19 protein-coding genes and 1 pseudogene are annotated in these 19,117 nt (G+C 41.6%); 9 read left to right on the forward strand and 11 right to left on the reverse strand.

The genetic code is table 11. The features are described from left to right. Nucleotides 1-15 precede the first annotated feature (15 nt). Nucleotides 16-1,053, forward strand: coding sequence for a transposase (locus FJR37_RS26190; protein ID WP_174763413.1), 1,038 nt, complete (start codon nt 16-18; stop codon nt 1,051-1,053). A gap of 55 nt (nt 1,054-1,108) precedes the next feature. Here FJR37_RS26190 and FJR37_RS10725 read toward each other — a convergent pair. Beyond that, nucleotides 1,109-2,048 (reverse strand): annotated as a pseudogene (locus FJR37_RS10725) (ADP-ribosylglycohydrolase family protein). Between the two features lie 189 nt (nt 2,049-2,237). Between FJR37_RS10725 and sir the strand changes: the two are divergent. Further along, a complete protein-coding gene (gene sir / locus FJR37_RS10730; protein WP_168466006.1) occupies nt 2,238-4,151 on the forward strand; it encodes a sulfite reductase, ferredoxin dependent in 1,914 nt (637 codons plus the stop codon). A gap of 94 nt (nt 4,152-4,245) precedes the next feature. On the opposite strand, the gene FJR37_RS10735 is transcribed toward sir, so the two are convergent. From FJR37_RS10735 to tyrS, 3 genes are all read right to left on the reverse strand, one after another. After that, nucleotides 4,246-4,887, reverse strand: coding sequence for a hypothetical protein (locus FJR37_RS10735; RefSeq protein ID WP_235334447.1), 642 nt, complete (start codon nt 4,885-4,887; stop codon nt 4,246-4,248). A gap of 211 nt (nt 4,888-5,098) precedes the next feature. Further along, complete coding sequence (gene pyrF, locus FJR37_RS10740) at nt 5,099-5,812, reverse strand: orotidine-5'-phosphate decarboxylase (RefSeq protein ID WP_168466007.1); 714 nt, start codon at nt 5,810-5,812, stop codon at nt 5,099-5,101. Nucleotides 5,813-5,953: 141 nt separating this feature from the next. Continuing rightward, nucleotides 5,954-7,153 (reverse strand): tyrosine--tRNA ligase, encoded by a 1,200-nt coding sequence (tyrS, locus tag FJR37_RS10745; RefSeq protein ID WP_168466008.1) that lies wholly within the window; start codon nt 7,151-7,153, stop codon nt 5,954-5,956. 173 nt (nt 7,154-7,326) lie between these two features. Between tyrS and FJR37_RS10750 the strand changes: the two genes are divergently transcribed. Beyond that, a complete protein-coding gene (locus FJR37_RS10750; RefSeq protein WP_168466009.1) occupies nt 7,327-9,249 on the forward strand; it encodes a transglycosylase domain-containing protein in 1,923 nt (640 codons plus the stop codon). A 71-nt stretch (nt 9,250-9,320) separates the two neighbouring features. On the opposite strand, the gene FJR37_RS10755 is transcribed toward FJR37_RS10750, so the two are convergent. After that, complete coding sequence (locus FJR37_RS10755; protein WP_039199368.1) at nt 9,321-9,644, reverse strand: DUF1825 family protein; 324 nt, start codon at nt 9,642-9,644, stop codon at nt 9,321-9,323. 349 nt (nt 9,645-9,993) lie between these two features. On the opposite strand from FJR37_RS10755, the gene FJR37_RS10760 reads away from it, so the two are divergent. Together FJR37_RS10760 and FJR37_RS10765 are read left to right on the forward strand one after the other, a co-directional pair. After that, the gene (locus FJR37_RS10760; RefSeq protein WP_039199390.1) at nt 9,994-10,365 is read left to right on the forward strand and encodes an NINE protein; all 372 of its coding nucleotides are present in this window, start codon (nt 9,994-9,996) and stop codon (nt 10,363-10,365) included. A gap of 27 nt (nt 10,366-10,392) precedes the next feature. Beyond that, nucleotides 10,393-10,926: a ComEA family DNA-binding protein gene (locus tag FJR37_RS10765; protein ID WP_039199365.1), complete on the forward strand. Its 534-nt coding sequence runs from the start codon at nt 10,393-10,395 to the stop codon at nt 10,924-10,926. Between the two features lie 38 nt (nt 10,927-10,964). Here the strand turns inward: FJR37_RS10765 and lepB are convergent, their stop codons facing one another. The 6 genes from lepB to FJR37_RS10800 form a co-directional block, all read right to left on the reverse strand. Beyond that, on the reverse strand, nt 10,965-11,537 hold the full coding sequence (gene lepB, locus FJR37_RS10770; protein ID WP_039199364.1) for a signal peptidase I: 573 nt from the start codon (nt 11,535-11,537) through the stop codon (nt 10,965-10,967). 159 nt (nt 11,538-11,696) lie between these two features. After that, complete coding sequence (locus tag FJR37_RS10775) at nt 11,697-12,191, reverse strand: nucleotide exchange factor GrpE (RefSeq protein ID WP_052149725.1); 495 nt, start codon at nt 12,189-12,191, stop codon at nt 11,697-11,699. Between the two features lie 790 nt (nt 12,192-12,981). After that, nucleotides 12,982-13,473, reverse strand: a complete 492-nt coding sequence (locus tag FJR37_RS10785) for a LysM peptidoglycan-binding domain-containing protein (RefSeq protein ID WP_039199359.1) — start codon at nt 13,471-13,473, stop codon at nt 12,982-12,984. A 53-nt stretch (nt 13,474-13,526) separates the two neighbouring features. Further along, nucleotides 13,527-13,763 (reverse strand): hypothetical protein, encoded by a 237-nt coding sequence (locus FJR37_RS10790; RefSeq protein ID WP_039199357.1) that lies wholly within the window; start codon nt 13,761-13,763, stop codon nt 13,527-13,529. Nucleotides 13,764-14,210: 447 nt separating this feature from the next. Then, on the reverse strand, nt 14,211-14,561 hold the full coding sequence (locus tag FJR37_RS10795) for a TerD family protein (RefSeq protein WP_254434560.1): 351 nt from the start codon (nt 14,559-14,561) through the stop codon (nt 14,211-14,213). A 243-nt stretch (nt 14,562-14,804) separates the two neighbouring features. Continuing rightward, complete coding sequence (locus tag FJR37_RS10800) at nt 14,805-14,948, reverse strand: hypothetical protein (protein ID WP_160289888.1); 144 nt, start codon at nt 14,946-14,948, stop codon at nt 14,805-14,807. Between FJR37_RS10800 and psbB the strand changes: the two genes are divergently transcribed. From psbB to FJR37_RS10820, 4 genes are all read left to right on the forward strand, one after another. After that, nucleotides 14,948-16,474: a photosystem II chlorophyll-binding protein CP47 gene (gene psbB / locus FJR37_RS10805; protein ID WP_053538712.1), complete on the forward strand. Its 1,527-nt coding sequence runs from the start codon at nt 14,948-14,950 to the stop codon at nt 16,472-16,474. The two genes, FJR37_RS10800 and psbB, sit on opposite strands and share 1 nt — an antisense overlap. 97 nt (nt 16,475-16,571) lie before the next feature. Next, nucleotides 16,572-16,676, forward strand: coding sequence for a photosystem II reaction center protein T (locus tag FJR37_RS10810; RefSeq protein ID WP_027401293.1), 105 nt, complete (start codon nt 16,572-16,574; stop codon nt 16,674-16,676). 373 nt (nt 16,677-17,049) lie between these two features. Continuing rightward, nucleotides 17,050-18,090, forward strand: coding sequence for a 30S ribosomal protein S1 (locus FJR37_RS10815; RefSeq protein WP_039199351.1), 1,041 nt, complete (start codon nt 17,050-17,052; stop codon nt 18,088-18,090). A 119-nt stretch (nt 18,091-18,209) separates the two neighbouring features. Further along, a complete protein-coding gene (locus FJR37_RS10820; protein ID WP_039199350.1) occupies nt 18,210-18,965 on the forward strand; it encodes an HAD family hydrolase in 756 nt (251 codons plus the stop codon). The last annotated feature ends 152 nt before the right edge of the window (nt 18,966-19,117 follow it).

Here is a 19,117-nt window from a genome sequence, read left to right on the forward strand (position 1 = left end):
ATTTTGGTGTCTACCGTGAGAAAATTAACAGATTCTGACAAACAAGAAATTCTCAAGCTATATCGAGAAACTGCCGAAACAACTTCGACTTTAGCAGAACGCTATGGTGTGAGTAATTCCACAATTAGCCGACTGCTCAAAAGTACCTTACCAGAAGAAGAGTATGAATTTCTCGTTTCTTTAAAACGTGCTGCTAGAACCCCTGAAGGCAGAGCGCAGGTAAGTTATGAGCAGTTACCGCTGTTGAATCAACCACCATTGACAGTGGAAATTTCTAGCAGTGCTGATACGGTGGAGAGGTTATCTGATCTAGAACTAGAACAGCCGACAATAGCAGCAGAACCAGAACCAAAACCAGAACCAGAACCAGAAGGAGATGGTGATTCTGATTTTGCTCACCCTATTCCAGTTATTAGACGGGTAAAAACACGCTCCTCATCCGTGGAAAAACCCAAACTTCCCGTTATTAAGGAAACTCCTGTTGTCAAAGAATTAGAAATTGTCAGACACAAGCCGACAGAAACACCAGTTGTCCCCAAATCTAAGATAGATGTAGAATCTCCATATTCACAGCCCAATTTGTTTGCGGAAATCTTGGATGAGGATTTGCTGGATGAACCTGATGATTTGGATGACGATTTAGATGATGATTTGTATGAGGATGAGGAGGATTTTGAGGACGAAGACTATGAAGCCCCAAAACCCCTAGTTACCAGACGCGGAAATGGGGAAGTATCTGTTCAGGTTTTACCATTGTCGGTTGCCCATTTACCAAAAACTTGCTATTTGGTAATTGATCGCTCTGCGGAGTTAATTACCCGTCCACTCAAGGACTTTGGTGATTTGGGTCTGATTCCGAGTCTGGAAAATCAACAGAAAACACTGCCGATTTTTGATAATCATCGTGTGGCTAAACGCTTTTCTACTAAGCGCGATCGCGTGATTAAAGTCCCCGATAGTCAAATGCTCCATAAGGCTAGTAGCCATTTACAGGCTAAGGGGATTACCAGACTGTTAATTGATGGTCAAGTCTACTCTTTGTCTTTAGTTTAAAGGTCATGCAGGTACTTGCTGGTTAGAGTAGTTCACTACTCTAACTTCTGCTTGATCAAACTGCGGCAAAACGATGAGATAAATCAATAATGTCTTGTTTCCGTGCGGTTTGTTGAAACCATTCCGGGGGAATATTTTCTATTTTCTACCCCGTAATAAATTCCTGCTAACCCACCTGTCACCGCAGCAGTAGTATCTGTATCTCCACCCAAATTAACAGCCTTGAAAACCGATTCAGCGTAAGATGAGCTATTTAATAAACACCAAATACACGCTTCTAGTGTGTCAATGACATAACCACCAGAATTAATTTCTTCTATGGGTAATGCGGCAATTTTACCGTTAAATACTCGCTGAAAATGGGATTTTTCCCCAATATATTTACTAATAGTATAAATTTCTTGAATTTTCTCCAACCCTTGTAAATATGCTGTTGCTAAATTAGCCCCTTTCAATAATTCTATAGCGATACTAATATAAATCCCACAAGCCATTTGTGAAGGGAGATGGCTATGGGTAAGACAAGAAACTTCATGTACTTTTGTAATTAAATCGAGAAAAGTTAAGGTTTCATGTAAATACGCCATTGGTAAAATTCGCATTAATGAACCATTACCATTGCTACTTTCACCAGTACCACCTGCTTGTAACGGTGGAATACCTTTTTCTAAGTTGATGATAGCTTTATATGTGGTATTACCAATATCAAATACCTCACCATGAGCAGTCCAGTAATTTTCTCTGTACCAGCGACAGAATGATTTGCCCATATCATCCACATCATAGCCACTACATAAAGAATCTGCTAAACATAACATCAACGAACTATCATCAGACCAAGTTCCAGGAGGTTGGTTCCATGTTCCATAACCTAACATCTTTGTGACTGGTGACTTGATGCGTTCAGTACGAAGAGAAAATTCCACAGGTACACCCAAGGCATCACCCACACATACACCCATGAAACCAGATAGTATTTTAGTGGTATCTAGCATAATTTTAAATATTAATCTCAGTGTCAACTAAAATGATAAGCTACATCATGAATCAAGCTGGCCTCTCACCATGTTAAAATTAAAATATTATTCATAATTCCGACCGATTTTTCGGGGTTTGCATCCGTCTCTTACCCCTTTTGCCTGCTTCAACTTACGCCTTATTTTTTGACACAAGTATCTACTGTAATGGTTAACTCTGCTGCTTCTCCTGTAACTAATCGTAAGCCTTCTAAAGTTGAAGGTATCAAAGAAAATAGTAATTTTTTGCGTGAACCTGTGGCGACGGAAATCCTCCAAGACACCACCCACTTTACTGAAGACGCAATTCAGATTCTTAAGTTTCACGGTTCTTATCAACAGGATAACCGTGATAACCGAGTTAAGGGTCAGGAAAAAGATTACCAAATGATGCTGCGGACAAAAAATCCCGGCGGGTTAGTACCCCCAGAGCTATATTTGGCTTTGGATAAATTGGCTGATGAATATGGTAATCATACCCTCAGAGCTACTACTCGCCAAGGCTTTCAGCTACATGGTATCCTGAAAAAGAACCTGAAAGCGGCGATCGCTACAATTGTCGAAAATCTCGGTTCAACTTTGGGCGCTTGTGGTGACATTAACCGCAACGTCATGGCTCCGCCAGCCCCCTTTAAAAATCGCTCAGAATATCAGTATGCTTGGGAATATGCCCAAAATATCGCTGATTTACTTTCTCCCCAAACCGGTGCTTATTACGAAATTTGGTTAGACGGGGAAAAAGCCGTTAGCGCCGAAGAACATCCAGATGTTAAAGCAGCCCGACACAGCAACGGTAATGGTACTATTGTTCATGATTCCGTAGAACCTATCTATGGAACTCACTATATGCCTCGCAAATTTAAAATTTGCGTCACAGTTCCGGGAGATAATTCTGTTGATTTATATTCCCAAGATTTGACTTTGGTAGTGATTACCAATAAAAAAGGCACATTAGCAGGATTTAATATTTTTGCTGGTGGTGGTTTGGGGAGAACTCATAATAAGGAAGAAACCTTTGCTAGAGCGGCTGATCCTATCGGTTATGTAGCCAAAGCTGATGTATATAATCTTGTAAAAGCTATAGTTGCGACACAACGAGATTATGGCGATCGCACCGACAGACGACACGCGAGATTAAAATACTTAATTAATGATTGGGGTGTAGATAAATTCCGCACTCAAGTAGAAGAATACCTTGGCAAAAAACTGGAACCATTTAAACCCCTAATCCAGTTTAAATATAAGGACTTCCTGGGCTGGAATGAACAAGGAGACGGTAAACTCTTCTTAGGTATTTCTATTGATAACGGGCGTGTCAAAGATGATGGCACATTTCAACTCAAAACCGCTTTGCGGACAATTGTTGAGCAATTTAATCTGCCAATTCGCCTCACAGGTAATCAAAACCTACTATTTTACGACATCGCACCAGAAGACAAAGTAGCCATTCAAGAGATTCTGGATAACTGTGGCGTTGTTGCTGATCCCGATCAAATAGCACTATTAACCCGCTATGCTATGGCTTGTCCGGCTTTACCTACCTGTGGTTTAGCAATCACGGAATCAGAACGAGCAATACCGGGTATTTTAGAGAGAATTAGGGCTTTATTAGATAAACTGGGGTTACAAAATCAACATTTTGTGGTCAGAATGACTGGTTGCCCTAACGGTTGCGCTCGTCCTTATATGGCAGAATTGGGTTTAGTGGGTAGTGCGCCAGAATCCTATCAAGTTTGGTTGGGTGGTTCACCACATCAAACCCGGTTAGCACAACCTTTTACAGAAAAATTGCACCATGATGATATTGAAAGTTTCCTAGAACCGATTTTTGTCTTCTTTAAAAAGTTCCGCACACCAAAAGAAAGTTTTGGGGATTTTTGCGACAGATTGGGTTTTGATGCGATTCGGGAATTTGTGGCTGAATACACCCCAGGAGACTCTACCAGCAGTGGTAAATCCCGTCACCGTGTCAGTCTGCGGGATGATTTTTACGCTCAACTCAGGGAAACTGCGGAAAAACAAGAACGACCGATGACTGATTTGGTACATGAGGCTTTGGAGAAGTATTTCCAAACTCTTTAACAATCTCAGCGGCTTTAGCTGCTGAGATTCTTTATCCTATCGGTAGGGATTTAGCTTAAGTTGACACCAATAAGCACTGCTAAATCCCTACACATCAAACGCCTGAATCCTGATTGGGCGCAGGCCCTGCGCCCCTACTCCTGAATTTTCCTGTGTCAATTGTTTGACAATCTCGTAACCACAGTTTAACACTTTGAGCGATCGCACTATTACTACTATCCCTGGGTGGTGCAATAGGTGGTTTGACTGGATAACTACTAGTTTGGGAAAACATCATCACCACAGTCCAGCCAATATTAGTTTTTGTTAAAAATAGCCGATGGAATTCTTGTAATTCTACAGCTTTTTTATGAATATATTTCCGTTCTAATGTAGTAAAAAAAACCTGTCTTACATCATCCACATTATACTTGTCCCCATTATCAATACCTGGATTTAATGGTAAAGATGCAAACTCTGGTTTACCAGCAGCCAACATATAGGAAAAAGTATCAACACTCCGTTTAAGACGACGAGAACGTTGAATCACTCGGTTAGTATAGCTAGGTAAATCCAGCATCATCTGCGTTGTTAAAGTCTCTAAACTTTGCTCAGAACAAGAATTACTAATTTCGGGATTTACAGGTTGAGAAGGAATATTTTTAGCAATTACTGGGTAGTGAAAATAACTACAGATTACCAACCACGAAAACCACAAAGCAGTGGAGAAATATACCTTTTTTTGAGGGTTTAGCATTGCTCATTAGTGTCAACTGAAAGTAAAACCTATATCCCGCAAGGAACTCAAGTTCCTTGCTAATAGCGAAAGTTGTCTTTTGATGACTAAATATTTGGAAAATTTATTAGTCCGTTTTAACGGACTTGAGCTATGAGACAGGGAATTTATTCCCTGGCGTTCCTGGCGTGTCTATTGAGCATTACTAAACCCCTACAGACTCCTTTGTTCATCACACTGTTTTTAACTCCTCAACAATCTGATTCCAGGCTAACTCAGGTTCAGCCGCCGCCGTAATGGGACGACCGATAACTAGATAATCTGCACCGGCTGTGATAGCTTGGGAGGGAGTGAGCGATCGCTTTTGATCTCCTTTTTCAGCCCAAATTGGTCGTATTCCTGGACAAACCAGTAAAAAATCCTTTTCACAACTTGTTCTTAATTGTTGCACCTCTTGGGGAGAACAAACGACCCCATTTAAACCAGAATTTTGAGCCAATAGTGCCATTTCTAAAGCAAATTCTGGCAATTCGAGGGGAATTTTCAAATCAAACGCCAATTGTCGCGCCGAAATACTGGTTAACAACGTAATAGCAATTAATTTTGGTGGTTTTGTTCCTGCTTTTTCCGCCCCAATTTGCACAGCTTCCGCCGCCGCTTTTAAAGCATCTTTACCACAAGTTGCGTGAATTGTCAATAAATCCACCCCATAACTAGCCGCAGTCCGACAAGCACCAGCAACAGTATTGGGGATATCGTGAAATTTCAAATCGAGGAAAATCCGCTTTTCTTGAGATTTGAGGATATCCAGAATCTTGGGACCTGTGCTAGTAAACAACTCCAAACCAACTTTCCAGAAAGTGACTTGAGGAAGTTTATTAACAAGAGCGATCGCACTCTCTAAATCTGGTACATCTAAAGGAACAATAATTTTGTCAGTTGTCATTGGTCATTGGTCATTGGTCATTGGTCATTGGTCATTGGTCATTGGTCATTGGTCATTGGGAAGCATCTTTTTTCTGTCACCTGTCCCCGTGGCGTAGCACCTGTCTCCGTGGCGTAGCACCTGTCACCTGTTCTCTGTTCCCTATCCTGCCACTAAACGCACAAACTTATTTTTACCAACTTGTAAAACTTTACCGTTTAATTCGCTAGGTTCTGAAAAAGAGGTATCAATATCAGTAATTTTATTTCCATCTAGGCGCACACCACCTTCTTGGATTTTGCGTTTTCCTTCGCCACCGCTTTTACATAAACCGGTAGCACCAAGAATAAAAGCTAATTTAGCAGGAAATTGGGGAATAGCAGCCAGAGAAAATTCAGGTAACGTTCCCTCCTTACCACCACTTTTCGCAGCTTCCTTCGCCTCATTAGCCACCTGTTCACCGTGATACTGACAGACAATTTCCCAAGCTAAAAATTCTTGGGCGTGGCGCGGATTTTCTGGCAAACTATCCAAAGGTAAATCTGTCAGCAATTCAAAATACTGTGACAGTAAATTATCCGGTACACCTTGAAATTTTTGATACTTTTGGGAAGGATGTTCCCCCAACCCCACATAATTACCTAAAGACTTAGACATCTTTTGGACACCATCAGTACCAATGAGAATTGGCAATAACAATCCAAACTGAGGCTTCAGACCAAAATGACGCTGTAAATCTCGCCCCACAGCAATGTTAAATTTTTGATCAGTCCCCCCTAATTCAACATCAGCCTCCACAGCCACAGAATCATAACCTTGCATCAGTGGATACAGGAACTCATGGAGAAAAATCGGACTCTCTTGTTTATAACGTTCCGCAAAACCTTCCTTAGCTAACATCTGTCCTACGGTCATCGTTGAAAGTAACTCCAAAGTTTTCCCCAAATCTAGACGAGAAAGCCATTCTGAGTTATAACGGACTTCTAACCGACCAGGTGTGTCAAAATCTAAAATAGGACGGACTTGGTCAAGATAAGTTTGGGCATTTTGCGCTACTTGTGCTTCTGTCAACTGACGACGTACCTCAGATTTACCAGTAGGATCACCAATCCGTGCTGTAAAATCACCAATAATGAGAACTGCTGTGTGACCAGCATCTTGAAACGCCCGCAACTTTCGTACAGGTATGCTGTGACCAAAATGAATATCTGCTCCCGTAGGGTCAATACCCAGTTTAATTCTTAAAGGGCGGTCAGAATTGAGTAATCGCTTTTCCAAACTTTCCGTATCATTATCACCAACATGGGGTTGCGGAAAAATTTCCGCCACACCACGATGCAACCAAGAGAAATTTTGCGTCATACTAAGAAATTCACTATTAACTATACTTTCCACTCTAAAAGTTAAGTTTATTATGTTCACAAACCAATTATTTGTCCTTTCTTCTGCCAGATTACTATAATTGCAAAAAATTAACTGCCTTTTTCCATTTAATGAATTACATTTAAATTTACAAGTGAGGAAGTGAGATCGCCGTGTCGTCTAGGACTTTTGCAAACAAACAACCACAAGAGCAGGCTTCATCTGGATTTGAGTTCTTTAAGGGAGTAGGTCAGATAACTGGCGGTACTTTGCTATCCATAACACTCCTAACAAGCTCTATTGTTGCGGGAACACTAGTAGGTTTAGCCATTAGTTTCCGTAATTTACCAGATGTTAGACAAATAAAAAACTTTTTCCCCTCGGAAACAACTTACATATACGATATAAAAGGCAAACTTTTAACTGGTATCCACGGGGAAGCTAACCGAGAAGTAGTACCCCTCAATAAAGTTTCCCCCAACCTCAAACGCGCCGTCTTAGCTAGTGAAGATGGTCACTTTTACGATCATCATGGCATTAACCCCACTGGTGTTGGTCGTGCCATAGTAGTTAATATGGTAGCAGGAGGCGTGAAAGAAGGTGGTTCTACCATCACCATGCAATTAGTTAAAAACCTATTTTTATCTCAAAAACGGGCTTTTACGCGGAAATTGGCAGAGGCTGTCCTAGCAATTCGTTTAGAGCAAATCCTCAGTAAAGACGAAATTCTAGAAATGTACCTCAATCAAGTTTATTGGGGTCATAACAATTACGGTGTGCAAACAGCAGCCCGCAGTTATTTTAATAAATCAGCAGAATATTTAACTTTGGGTGAATCAGCTATGATGGCAGGTTTAATCCAAGCTCCAGAAGAGTTTAGCCCTTTTGCGAGTATGAAACTTGCCAAACAGAAACAAAAAGAAGTTCTGGGGCGGATGGTAGAGTTAAATTGGATCACCAAAAAAGAATATGATGATGCCCTGAAACAACCAATTAAACTGGGTAAGATCAGGTCTTTTCAGGGTAGTGCCTCACCTTACATCACCAATACTGTAGCTCAAGAGCTGGCGAAGAAATTTGGTCGTGATTCCTTGCTTAAAGGCGGAATGCGCGTCCAAACCACTGTTGATGCTAAATTCCAAACAATGGCTGAAGAAACCGTCAAAGAATGGCACGAAAAGCTTCAGTCCCAAGGGTTATCTAAGAATCAAATGGCGCTAGTGTCAATTGACCCTCGCACTCACTTCGTGAAAGCCCTTGTCGGTGGTGTAGATTATAAACTCAGTGAATTTAACCGAGCCACCCAAGCCCAACGCCAACCAGGTTCGGCTTTTAAACCTTTTGTTTATTATGCCGCCTTTGCTACTGGTAAATATACACCTGATACCACAGTCATAGATGCTCCAGTTAGTTATCAAGATGGTAATGGTTGGTACTATCCAAAAAACTACGATGGTAGTTTCTCAGGAGCGATGTCAATTCGCACAGCCCTTGCCCAGTCTCGCAACATTCCGGTCATTAAACTTGGTAAAGCGGTGGGGATGAATAAAGTCATTGAAACCTGCCGGACTTTGGGTATTATGAGTCCAATGGAACCAGTTACTTCTCTACCTTTGGGCGCTATTGGTGTTACTCCCTTAGAAATGACTAGTGCTTATGCTACATTGGCTAATTATGGTTGGCAGTCACCACCTACGGTAATTGTTCGCATTACCGATAGTGCTGGTAATGTAATTCTTGATAATACACCCAAACCAAAACAAGTTTTAGATCCTTGGGCTTCAGCAGCTACTATTGATATTATGACTTCAGTAATGACTGAAGGTACAGGTAAAAATGCTGCAATAGGTCGCCCTGCTGCTGGTAAGACAGGAACTACATCCTCAGAAAAGGATATTTGGTTTATCGGTACTGTACCGCAGTTAACTACTGCTGTGTGGGTAGGGAGAGACGATAGCAAACAACTGGCACGTGGAGCAACTGGTGGGGTCATGGTAGCCCCTATATGGCGGGACTTTATGACAAAGGCGCTCAAGGGTGTACCTGTAGAAAAGTTTAAGTCTACTTCTCAGTTTCCACGTCCTAAATCAAATTAAGAGGGAACAGGGAACAGGGAACAGTCAAAAGTTCTCTATCCTCCCCTACTGTCACTGCTTCCAGTTCTCAGTCATTTTGTTTTTTCCAATTCCGCTTTCATCCTTTCTAAGGTCACGTTCATTTGCTCAAACATTTGTTGTGGAGTTACGCCAAACTGACCTAGTTGAGTTTTTAGTTGCTGCATGGTCATTTGTGCCATGAAATCCTCTGATAGCTCGAAACGCTTCATGAAGACGCGGTATCTATCCATCATAGACTCCATTTGCTCAATAAACAGCTTCTTGCCCTCGCGGTCAAATTTGCCGTAGTGGTTGCCAAGTTGAATCAGTGCTTGATAGTCTTCAAACAATTGCTTGGCTTCTTGCTGCACTATTTCAGAGTCGAAGAATCCCATTTTGCTTTTCTTTAACTTAATGCTATTAGTTGAGTAGCTCCGAATTTTGCCTTTATGTCTTATTTTATTGTAGAAGATTCATCTGGGGAAACTACTTCGGTTAAAGTAGGGGTTTTTACCCGAATTTCACTACTTGACTTCAAGTATAGAGTTCGTTGACACTCTCCGGTCTAAAGACGCGGAGATTATTTTTTGTAGGTTGGATGAAGCGACAGCGCAACCCGACGTATTTGTTGGGTTATGGCTAACGCCTCCCGTCAGGGATACGTACCTCAACCCAACCTACTACTAATCTATGTAACTTGACCCATTAGTTGACGAATTGAGTAGAATGGCTATAGATAAAATGATATTCACTAAACGAAAAAGCCGTACTATTGCTGCTATTCTAGCATTTTCCGGCACATTAACGGTTTCGGGTTTACATAAATTTTACTTGGGACAGCCACTTTGGGGAATTCTATATGTTTTGTTGTCTTGGACACCTATTCCCAAGGTGGCTTGTGCTATTGAAGGGGTTTGGTATTTAACTCAAGAGGAAGAAACTTTTGATCGATATTTTAATTTGGGTGAGTCGGTAACGAGAGTACCATCACCAGTTGGTAATCAAGTGGAATCGGTTGCTAATGCTTTGCGTGAGTTAGAAGCACTCCGTCAAGATGGATTAATTTCTGAGTATGAGTTTGAGCAAAAACGTCGTCAGATGTTGGATCAGATTTAGGTGATTGGTAAAAGGATCAGGTTAAGAATGAATAAGTGGCTACCTTTAAATCTGAAATTGCAAAGGCTTCGCGCTAAGTTGATGAATGATGCCTATTATCGTTTGCAGTCCTGGGAAGAGGTGCAAATGGCGGCTGAGTTGGGTTTGGGTGTTGATGCTAATCAGGCGACTGTGGATGATTGGCTGCGGTTACCTGGGTTGTCAATTCATCAAGGGCGATCGCTTGTGGAACTTTCTCGCGCTGGTGTGGTATTCTACTGTATTGAAGATGTGGCGGCGGCTTTGGGTTTGCCAGTACAACGGTTAGAACCATTAAAACCTTTGCTGAATTTTAATTATTATGATCAGAATTCCCTGGATAAACCTCAGCCGATTAATCCTAATACTGCTTCGGTAGAAAGTCTTGCCAAAATCCCTTTTATAGATTTATCTTTAGCACAGATAGTTGTGGAAAACCGTGTGGCTGCTGGTTCTTACCGAAGTTTAGCAGATTTTCAACAACGTTTAGAATTATCTGGGGATGCGATCGCTCAGTTGATGTATTATTTACGCTTTTCGTAGGGGCGCAGGGCCTGCGCCCTTTGTCAGTGGTCAGTGGACTAAGTTAAGCCGATGCGGTCAAGAGGCCAAAAGCGGAACGTGGCGCGACCGATGACGTTTTGACTGGGGACAAAACCCCAGTAGCGAGAATCATTGCTATCATTGCGATTGTCTCCCATCACGAAAAATGCGGCTTCTGGGACTTTGATTTCGGGAAATGGGCTATTTGGTGGTTCGGCAATGTAGTCTTCTGTTAAGGCTGTACCGTTGAGGTAAACTTTGCCTTGGGCGATACTAATTATTGCGCCTGGTTCACCAATTACCCGTTTGATAAAGGCTTGGTTTTGAGAATATCCACGTCTTTGTAGTTCTGGTGGTGAGTTAAAAACGATGATATCGCCGATTTTGGGAGGATGAAGGCGGTATGATACTTTTTCTACAACTAAGCGATCGCCTGTGTGCAAGGTAGGATACATTGATTCTGAGGGAATCAGGCGTGGTTCAGCAATAAATGTCCGAATTAGAAGCGCTAAACACAGGGCAATAGTTATTAAAACTAAATTTTCCTGCCAACTACTCCAGATTTTTGTTTGTGAAGAAGTATCTTTAATATCACTTTTGTGAGGAGTCATAGTTAACAGTGTAAGTAGGAGTTAAAAGAGGCAGGGGAAGTGGGGGGAGTGGGGGAAGTGGGGGAAGTGGGGGAAGTGGGGGAAGTGGGGGAAGTGGGGGAGAAAGAATTTTCCCAATTACCAATTACCAATTACCAATTACCAATTACCCATTACCAATTACCCATTACCATTATCTGATTTAGCAGTAATGACTTCTGTGGGACGGAGAACTTTTTCACCTAAATGAAATCCGCGACGGACAATTTTAGTAATTGTTTGGTCTGGGATATCTGTTCTTTCTTCCCGGTCAATGACGCGACATAAGTTAAAATCTGGTTCTGTTCCTTTTTGTAATTCTATAGGTAAAAGTTGGCGCTTTCCTAAAACACCGAGAAACTTGCGATTAACTGCACCTATGGATCTGGGTAGACGTTCTATAAATTCTGGACTAGGACTAGGATTGTTTTCTAGATAGTCTAATAAAGCTTCTAAGGCATCAGCAACTTCTAAAAGTTCCAAGAATAAATCTTCTGTTTGGGCTGTAGTTTTAATTTGCTGTTCTCTCAAAGACTGCTGTAATAACACATTGTCTTTTTGCAGAACGCCGAGTTTTTGTACGAGTAATTCTCGTAATTCTACGCTAATCAGATAGTTGGGGGATAGATCAGGCACGGGAAATCTCTTTAGATAGCACAGCTAGAATTTTGTTAGCCTAAGTGTTGATTTGGGAATGAGGATGATTACGCAAAATTTGACTCAGAGCGATCGCTCTTTGTAATTGTCCACCCATTTGATAAGCTTAAATTAACCACATTTGGGCTTGAATATAATTTTGGCTATTGCGCTCTTGACAACCTTGACAGTAATCTTCTAAATATTTTATAAGAAGATAAGCTAAAAACCCCGGAATTGATACCTAAAAATCCCCAAAATTTTTAGGTATCAATGTCTTGTTAGCCGGGGATGAAAGCTGTAAGAGGGGATTTATCCCCCAGTGATAAGTTGATTATATTTGATGTTATCATCTCAGATGACAGGAAAGGTAATCAACCTGTATAAAAACCTAACTGGGGGACAACGTACCTTGAAACCAAAACTCTCCAACCATTTCAATCCTGTTAAGTAGGTTGGCGTTGAAAATTGTCGTTATGGCAAGGCAAAAGGCAAGAGGCAAGAGGCAAGAGTGAAGAGGGTTTGGGTGATTTTACGTTTCTTTACACAGTTTGGTTTTATTGTGTTCACTTACTTAGACATAAAAAGATACATATCAATTTCCACCCTTATTGATTCTATTGTCAATAATCTCGGTCGAAAAATCCTATTTTACAAGAAAGACTAGGAAGTTTGAAAGCCCCTGAGAAACAGGAACTCCAGTTCCGTCTTTCGTGCTACAGACAGGGGATGAAAAACGACTTGTGCGTGCAAAACCCGAAGGGTGGAAAAGTAGTGACCTCAACTATCTTCATAGGCTTTTCCTTTGACAGCTACTAGGAATTTTCAACACCTGATCTATATCTAACTGATTTTCCCGTTTTTGTAATTCAGGATTAGCGGCAACGATTAATTGCCAATCAGTAGATTTACTACAAAATTTTCCTGCAATACTACTAAGAGTATCTCTTGATTTTACGGTATAAGTGGCTAGTGGTGGGGCTGGTTTAGGAATTACAGGAGTAATTACAGGAGGAGTGAGATTAGTAGTAGTAACTGTAGGTTTAGGAACTGTTGCGGTATATATAGCCGTTTGTAGGGCAAAAAAACTACCTGCTGCACCAATAGTAATGCCTATTATCAGCATGAAAATGGCAATACTTGTTGTCCAAGATTTCGGACGCTGGGGTAATTCTGCCAAGGAACGGATTAGAGAAACATCAGTGTCACAATGAGGACAACTTTTGCTCTCAATTCCTTTATACCCACAAACCGGACAGTCAATTTTAGTTTTGGTGTTCATCCTGTAAGTCCCGTGATAATGCTATTACTGGGTAATTCTTGATTTAACCAATGTTATACATCTGGTTGTAATTCCCGCCATAAACGATCTGCCTCATTACTATCATCACCTGTAGCTGCATTCAACATCCGAGAGAGTTTGCCAGACATGGCATTAGTTTGGCTTGGTGCAATGGCTTTGGCTTGTTGGATGGCGGGAATACAACCTTGTACTAGCTGTACCTCATCAGTCTTTTCTAGTTTTCTGACTGTGATACTCCATTGACGAGAGATTATTAGTATTAATAGCAAATTGTAATTCTTGACTCAAGTTTCGCAATCTTTCTTGCTGAAGTTGGGGAATTATAAAACCGCAGAAGTTAATCATGCGATCGCACTCATTCACTAAATACTCTGCTTATAAGCGGTTGCATGACATAGATAATTGGAACTGATTAAGACTTTCCTCCTCCCGTTCCTGTAAATCACAAGAAATAACGAACGGCATGGAAGCCACTTGGCAATTAAGCTATCAATAAGTAGTGAGACAGAATTAATTACATAATGTCATTGAGTTAGCGAAGCGTGGCGTTAGCCATATGGAACGAAGTGAAATGAAGCAATTCCAAGGGTTGTGATTGCTTCCCTTCCCTCGCAATGACTGTAAATATTTTTGTCCAATTACTTAGGAATGTGAATTAAATAAGGTGCAAAAGTAGGGTGTGTTAGCGACAGCGTAACGCACCATTCCAGGTTACATCAGAATTGCAGGTTATTAAATTTGCGTTCCTTAGCTGCATTCACGAATCTAACAAAAGCATTGTCAACTTGAGTAAAATCTTGTTTACGAGCAATACAATCGTAAATATTGATGACGAAGACTAATTTAGCAATATCAGCAGGAATGCGAGGTAAATCAATAATAATTACTTCGTCATCACCATCACCAGCGCCAGTTAAATTGTCTCCTGTATGGACGATTGATCCTGATAAATATTGAAGATTCCCAAAGTAGATGATGTTTTCTTTGTCTGTTAATTTACCATAATGAAATCTGTAGTTTCTCGATGAGCGATCGCAAAGCGCTGCTGCCAGCAGTTCGCCGAACAAAACCCCAATTTAGTTTTATCCTGGAATAGTGGCCTTAAAAAACTTCAGCCTTCCCAATAGATCAGGTTATAACCAGCATTTCTGGGGACTGATAGCGATATTTAAGCCACAAGCTACGTAACTCCAGCAATAGAAACGCTTGCAAAGCGTTCCATCAATAGTTACACTTTTTAAAATATTCTCATTTTTGTTTAGCAATTACCCAAACACTCAAACAGCAAGTTCTTGACAAAAGAACTCAAACTATGGTAGTGCGTCAGTATTGCCAAACTCAAAATCAGCAATAAAAAAACTCAGAGCTTTCTCTGATTGACGGTTTCCGTCATCTGTGAACCTCCGTAAGAAAATTGCTTTGTAAACATAACTATCCAGGAGGCTTGTAGTCAATGGGACTACCTTGGTATCGAGTACATACAGTCGTTCTCAACGATCCAGGTCGGCTGATTTCTGTACACTTAATGCACACAGCTTTAGTAGCTGGCTGGGCAGGTTCAATGGCACTGTACGAACTAGCCGTTTATAACCCTAGTGATCCAGTTCTCAACCCCATGTGGCGACAAGGGATGTTCGTACTTCCCTTCATGGCACGTTTAGGCGTAACCGAATCTTGGGGCGGTTGGAGTGTAACTGGTGGCACAGCAGTAGACCCCGGTTTCTGGTCATTTGAAGGCGTTGCTGCTGCTCACATCGTTCTTTCTGGTTTATTATTCTTGGCTGCTGTTTGGCACTGGGTTTTCTGGGATTTGGAACTCTTTAGAGATCCTCGCACCGGTGAACCTGCACTAGACTTGCCAAAAATGTTTGGTATTCACCTGTTCTTATCCGGTTTACTTTGTTTTGGTTTTGGTGCGTTCCACCAGACTGGACTCTTTGGTCCAGGAATGTGGGTATCTGATGCCTATGGACTGACGGGCAGTATTCAGCCAGTAGCCCCTGAATGGGGTCCGGCTGGATTTAACCCCTATAATCCAGGTGGTATAGTCGCTCACCACATTGCGGCTGGTATCGTCGGTATTGTTGCAGGTTTATTCCACCTCACAGTTAGACCTCCTGAAAGGCTCTACAAAGCCCTACGGATGGGTAATATTGAAACCGTACTTTCCAGCAGTATCGCTGCTGTATTCTTCGCTGCTTTCGTAGTAGCCGGAACTATGTGGTACGGTAACGCTGCTACCCCCATCGAACTGTTTGGTCCTACCCGCTACCAATGGGATCAAGACTACTTCCGCCAAGAAATTCAGCGTCGTGTGCAAACAAGCGTTGCCGAAGGTGCTTCTTTGACCGAAGCTTGGTCGCAAATTCCTGAAAAACTAGCTTTCTATGATTATGTTGGTAATAGCCCCGCAAAAGGTGGTCTATTCCGTACAGGGGCAATGGTGAAAGGTGATGGTATTGCTGAATCTTGGCAAGGTCACGCTGTGTTCACAGATGCCGAAGGACGAGAATTAACAGTTCGTCGTCTACCTAACTTCTTTGAAACCTTCCCAGTCATTTTGACTGATAAAGATGGGGTTATCCGTGCTGACATCCCCTTCCGTCGGGCAGAATCTAGATACAGCTTTGAACAAACTGGCGTAAAAGTCAGCTTCTACGGTGGGAACCTGAATGGTCAAACCTTTACAGATCCCGCTGATGTGAAGAAGTACGCCCGCAAAGCTCAAGGTGGAGAAATATTTGAATTTGACAAAGAAACCTTGAACTCTGACGGTGTATTCCGCACATCTCCTAGAGGTTGGTTTACCTTTGGTCATGCTGTATTTGCTCTATTATTCTTCTTTGGTCACTTGTGGCACGGTTCACGGACAATCTACCGTGATGTATTTGCCGGTGTGGAAATTGAAGAAGAACAAGTTGAATGGGGTCTGTTCCAGAAGCTGGGTGACAAGACAACTCGCCGGAGAAAGGAAGCTTAAAACTTGGATGAGGTGTGAAGTAGATTTTTCTACTTCATGCTTTTTCTGTGGTTTGTTAAACTAAAATTACTGGCTCAACAGACAGGATCTGAAAAATATGGAAAGTGTTGCTTACATCTTGATTTTAACCCTAGCAATAGGTGTACTCTTTTTTGCGATCGCCTTCCGCGAACCCCCCCGGTTTGAGAAAAAAGAGAAATAGGTTACTTATTCCCAATTCATTAGGGAATATATACTAACAATATCCGTTGTTACTATCATAAGTAGCAGCGGATATTTTGGTTTAGGTATTAAAACTCAGATATTCCCTATTCCCTGTTCCCTATTCCCTGTCCCCTATTCCCTATTCCCTGTTCCCTATTCCCTGTCACCTGTCACCTGTCACCTGTCACCTATTCCCTATTCACCGCCATATATGATATAATTTTATGTCTGGAAGTTGATATGTGTTAAGACTAGCTATTCTAAGCTAGGATAAGACAGCAATGTAAGTGGAAATTGTCCTCCCACTACTTACATATAAACTGAATTTATGACAAAACCTTTACGGAGACTAGACCCAGGAACACATTAGCATGGTCAATCAGAACTTAACCGCTACAGAAATTGGATTTACCCACGAAGATTTCGCTGCTCTACTTGATAAATACGACTATCACTTCAGCCCTGGAGATGTCGTACCGGGTACAGTTTTCAGTATAGAGCCGCGCGGCGCTCTGATTGACATAGGTGCGAAAACCGCAGCATATATACCCATACAAGAAATGTCTATTAACCGGGTCGATGCCCCGGAAGAAGTCTTACAATCAAACGAAACACGGGAATTTTTCATCCTTACGGATGAAAATGAAGATGGTCAGCTCACCCTTTCAATTCGTCGGATTGAGTATATGCGGGCTTGGGAGCGGGTTCGGCAGTTACAAGCAGAAGATGCTACTGTCCGTTCTGGCGTTTTCGCAACCAACCGTGGTGGTGCATTAGTGCGAATTGAAGGACTGCGCGGCTTTATCCCCGGTTCTCATATTAGCACTCGCAAACCCAAGGAAGATTTGGTAGGCGAAGAACTGCCCTTGAAATTCCTAGAAGTAGATGAAGAGCGTAACCGCTTAGTTCTCTCCCATCGTCGAGCGCTGGTTGAGCGGAAGATGAACCGTTTGGAAGTGGGCGAAGTAGTTATTGGTACTGTTCGCGGTATCAAACCTTACGGTGCTTTCATTGACATTGGTGGCGTGAGCGGACTACTACATATTTCTGAGATTTCCCACGAGCATATTGATACTCCTCATAGTGTATTCAATGTTAATGATGAAGTGAAAGTAATGATCATTGACTTGGATGCAGAAAGGGGACGGATTTCACTGTCTACTAAACAGTTAGAACCCGAACCTGGTGACATGATCAAGAACCGTGATTTGGTTTATGATAAGGCCGAAGAAATGGCAGCTAAGTATCGGGAACAATTGCTTGCCAAACAGCAAGGTATTACTACACCTGTGGAAGCTACAGATGTGGAAGCCGTAGCTGAAGAAGTTGCACCTATGGAAGCTGTGATTGAGGAAGAAATTCCCCCAGCCACAGAGATTGAAGAAGAGATCCCCGCAGCTATTGAATCATAGATTGATAATTGTCAGTGATTACAACTCAAATTGTTAAAGTATATTATGAAGAGGGAAATCCCTCTTTTTTTTTACTTACAATCGAAAATCCGCAATTAACATGAATGGGGTGAAATATTTTGGCAACTATTAAATGTAAAAACATTGCATTTTCTAATATTGAAGCAATTTTATTTGATAAAAACGGTACTTTAGAAGATTCTGAGTCATATTTAAGAACATTGGGACAAAAAGCGGCACGGATGATAGACGCACAAATTCCTGGAATTGGCGAACCTTTATTAATGGCTTTTGGTATTAATGGCAATTTCTTAGATCTAGCAGGTTTAATATCAGTAGCGAGTCGTAGAGAAACAGAAGTTGCAGCAGCCGCTTACATTGCAGAAACTGGTAGGGGATGGTTTGAATCTTTAAAAATCGCTCGTCAAGCTTTAGAAGAAGCTGAACAATATGTTGGTAAAACTCCTTCACCTTTATTTGTGGGTAGTTTGGAGATATTAAAGTACTTGTCAGTAGCGGGTTTAAAATTGGGAATCCTGTCAGCAGCAACGACTCAAGAGGTCAAAAAATTTGTCACTACTCACCAATTAAGCGATTATTTGCAACTGGAAAAGGGAGTTGATGATGGTCCGAGTAAACCAGATCCGACGCTGTTTTTAGAAGCTTGCCAAGCCTTGGGAGTATCACCAGCGGCGACTTTAATGGTAGGTGATTCTATAGGTGATATGCAAATGGCGCGTCATGCTAAGGCTGCCGGCTGTATTGGGATTACTTGGATTGCTAGGGCAGATAATGTTCAAGGTGCAGACGTGGTGATTAATCAACTTGATGAAATTCAGGTGATTGAATTAGAACTTACGCAAGTGTCACACTAAAAATCTGTTGTAGGGTGCGTCAGATATCAACAATCTGTTTATTTGCAAGATTTATGCAGTCTGACGCACCCTACCAATGTGCCAGTTGCGTAAGTCCTGTGAATAATTTCCGGCTTCTCAAGAATTACAAATGCTTGAATTTTTACTTAGGG

It is taken from the genome of Aphanizomenon sp. UHCC 0183, from assembly GCF_009712065.1.
GTDB lineage: Bacteria > Cyanobacteriota > Cyanobacteriia > Cyanobacteriales > Nostocaceae > Dolichospermum > Dolichospermum heterosporum.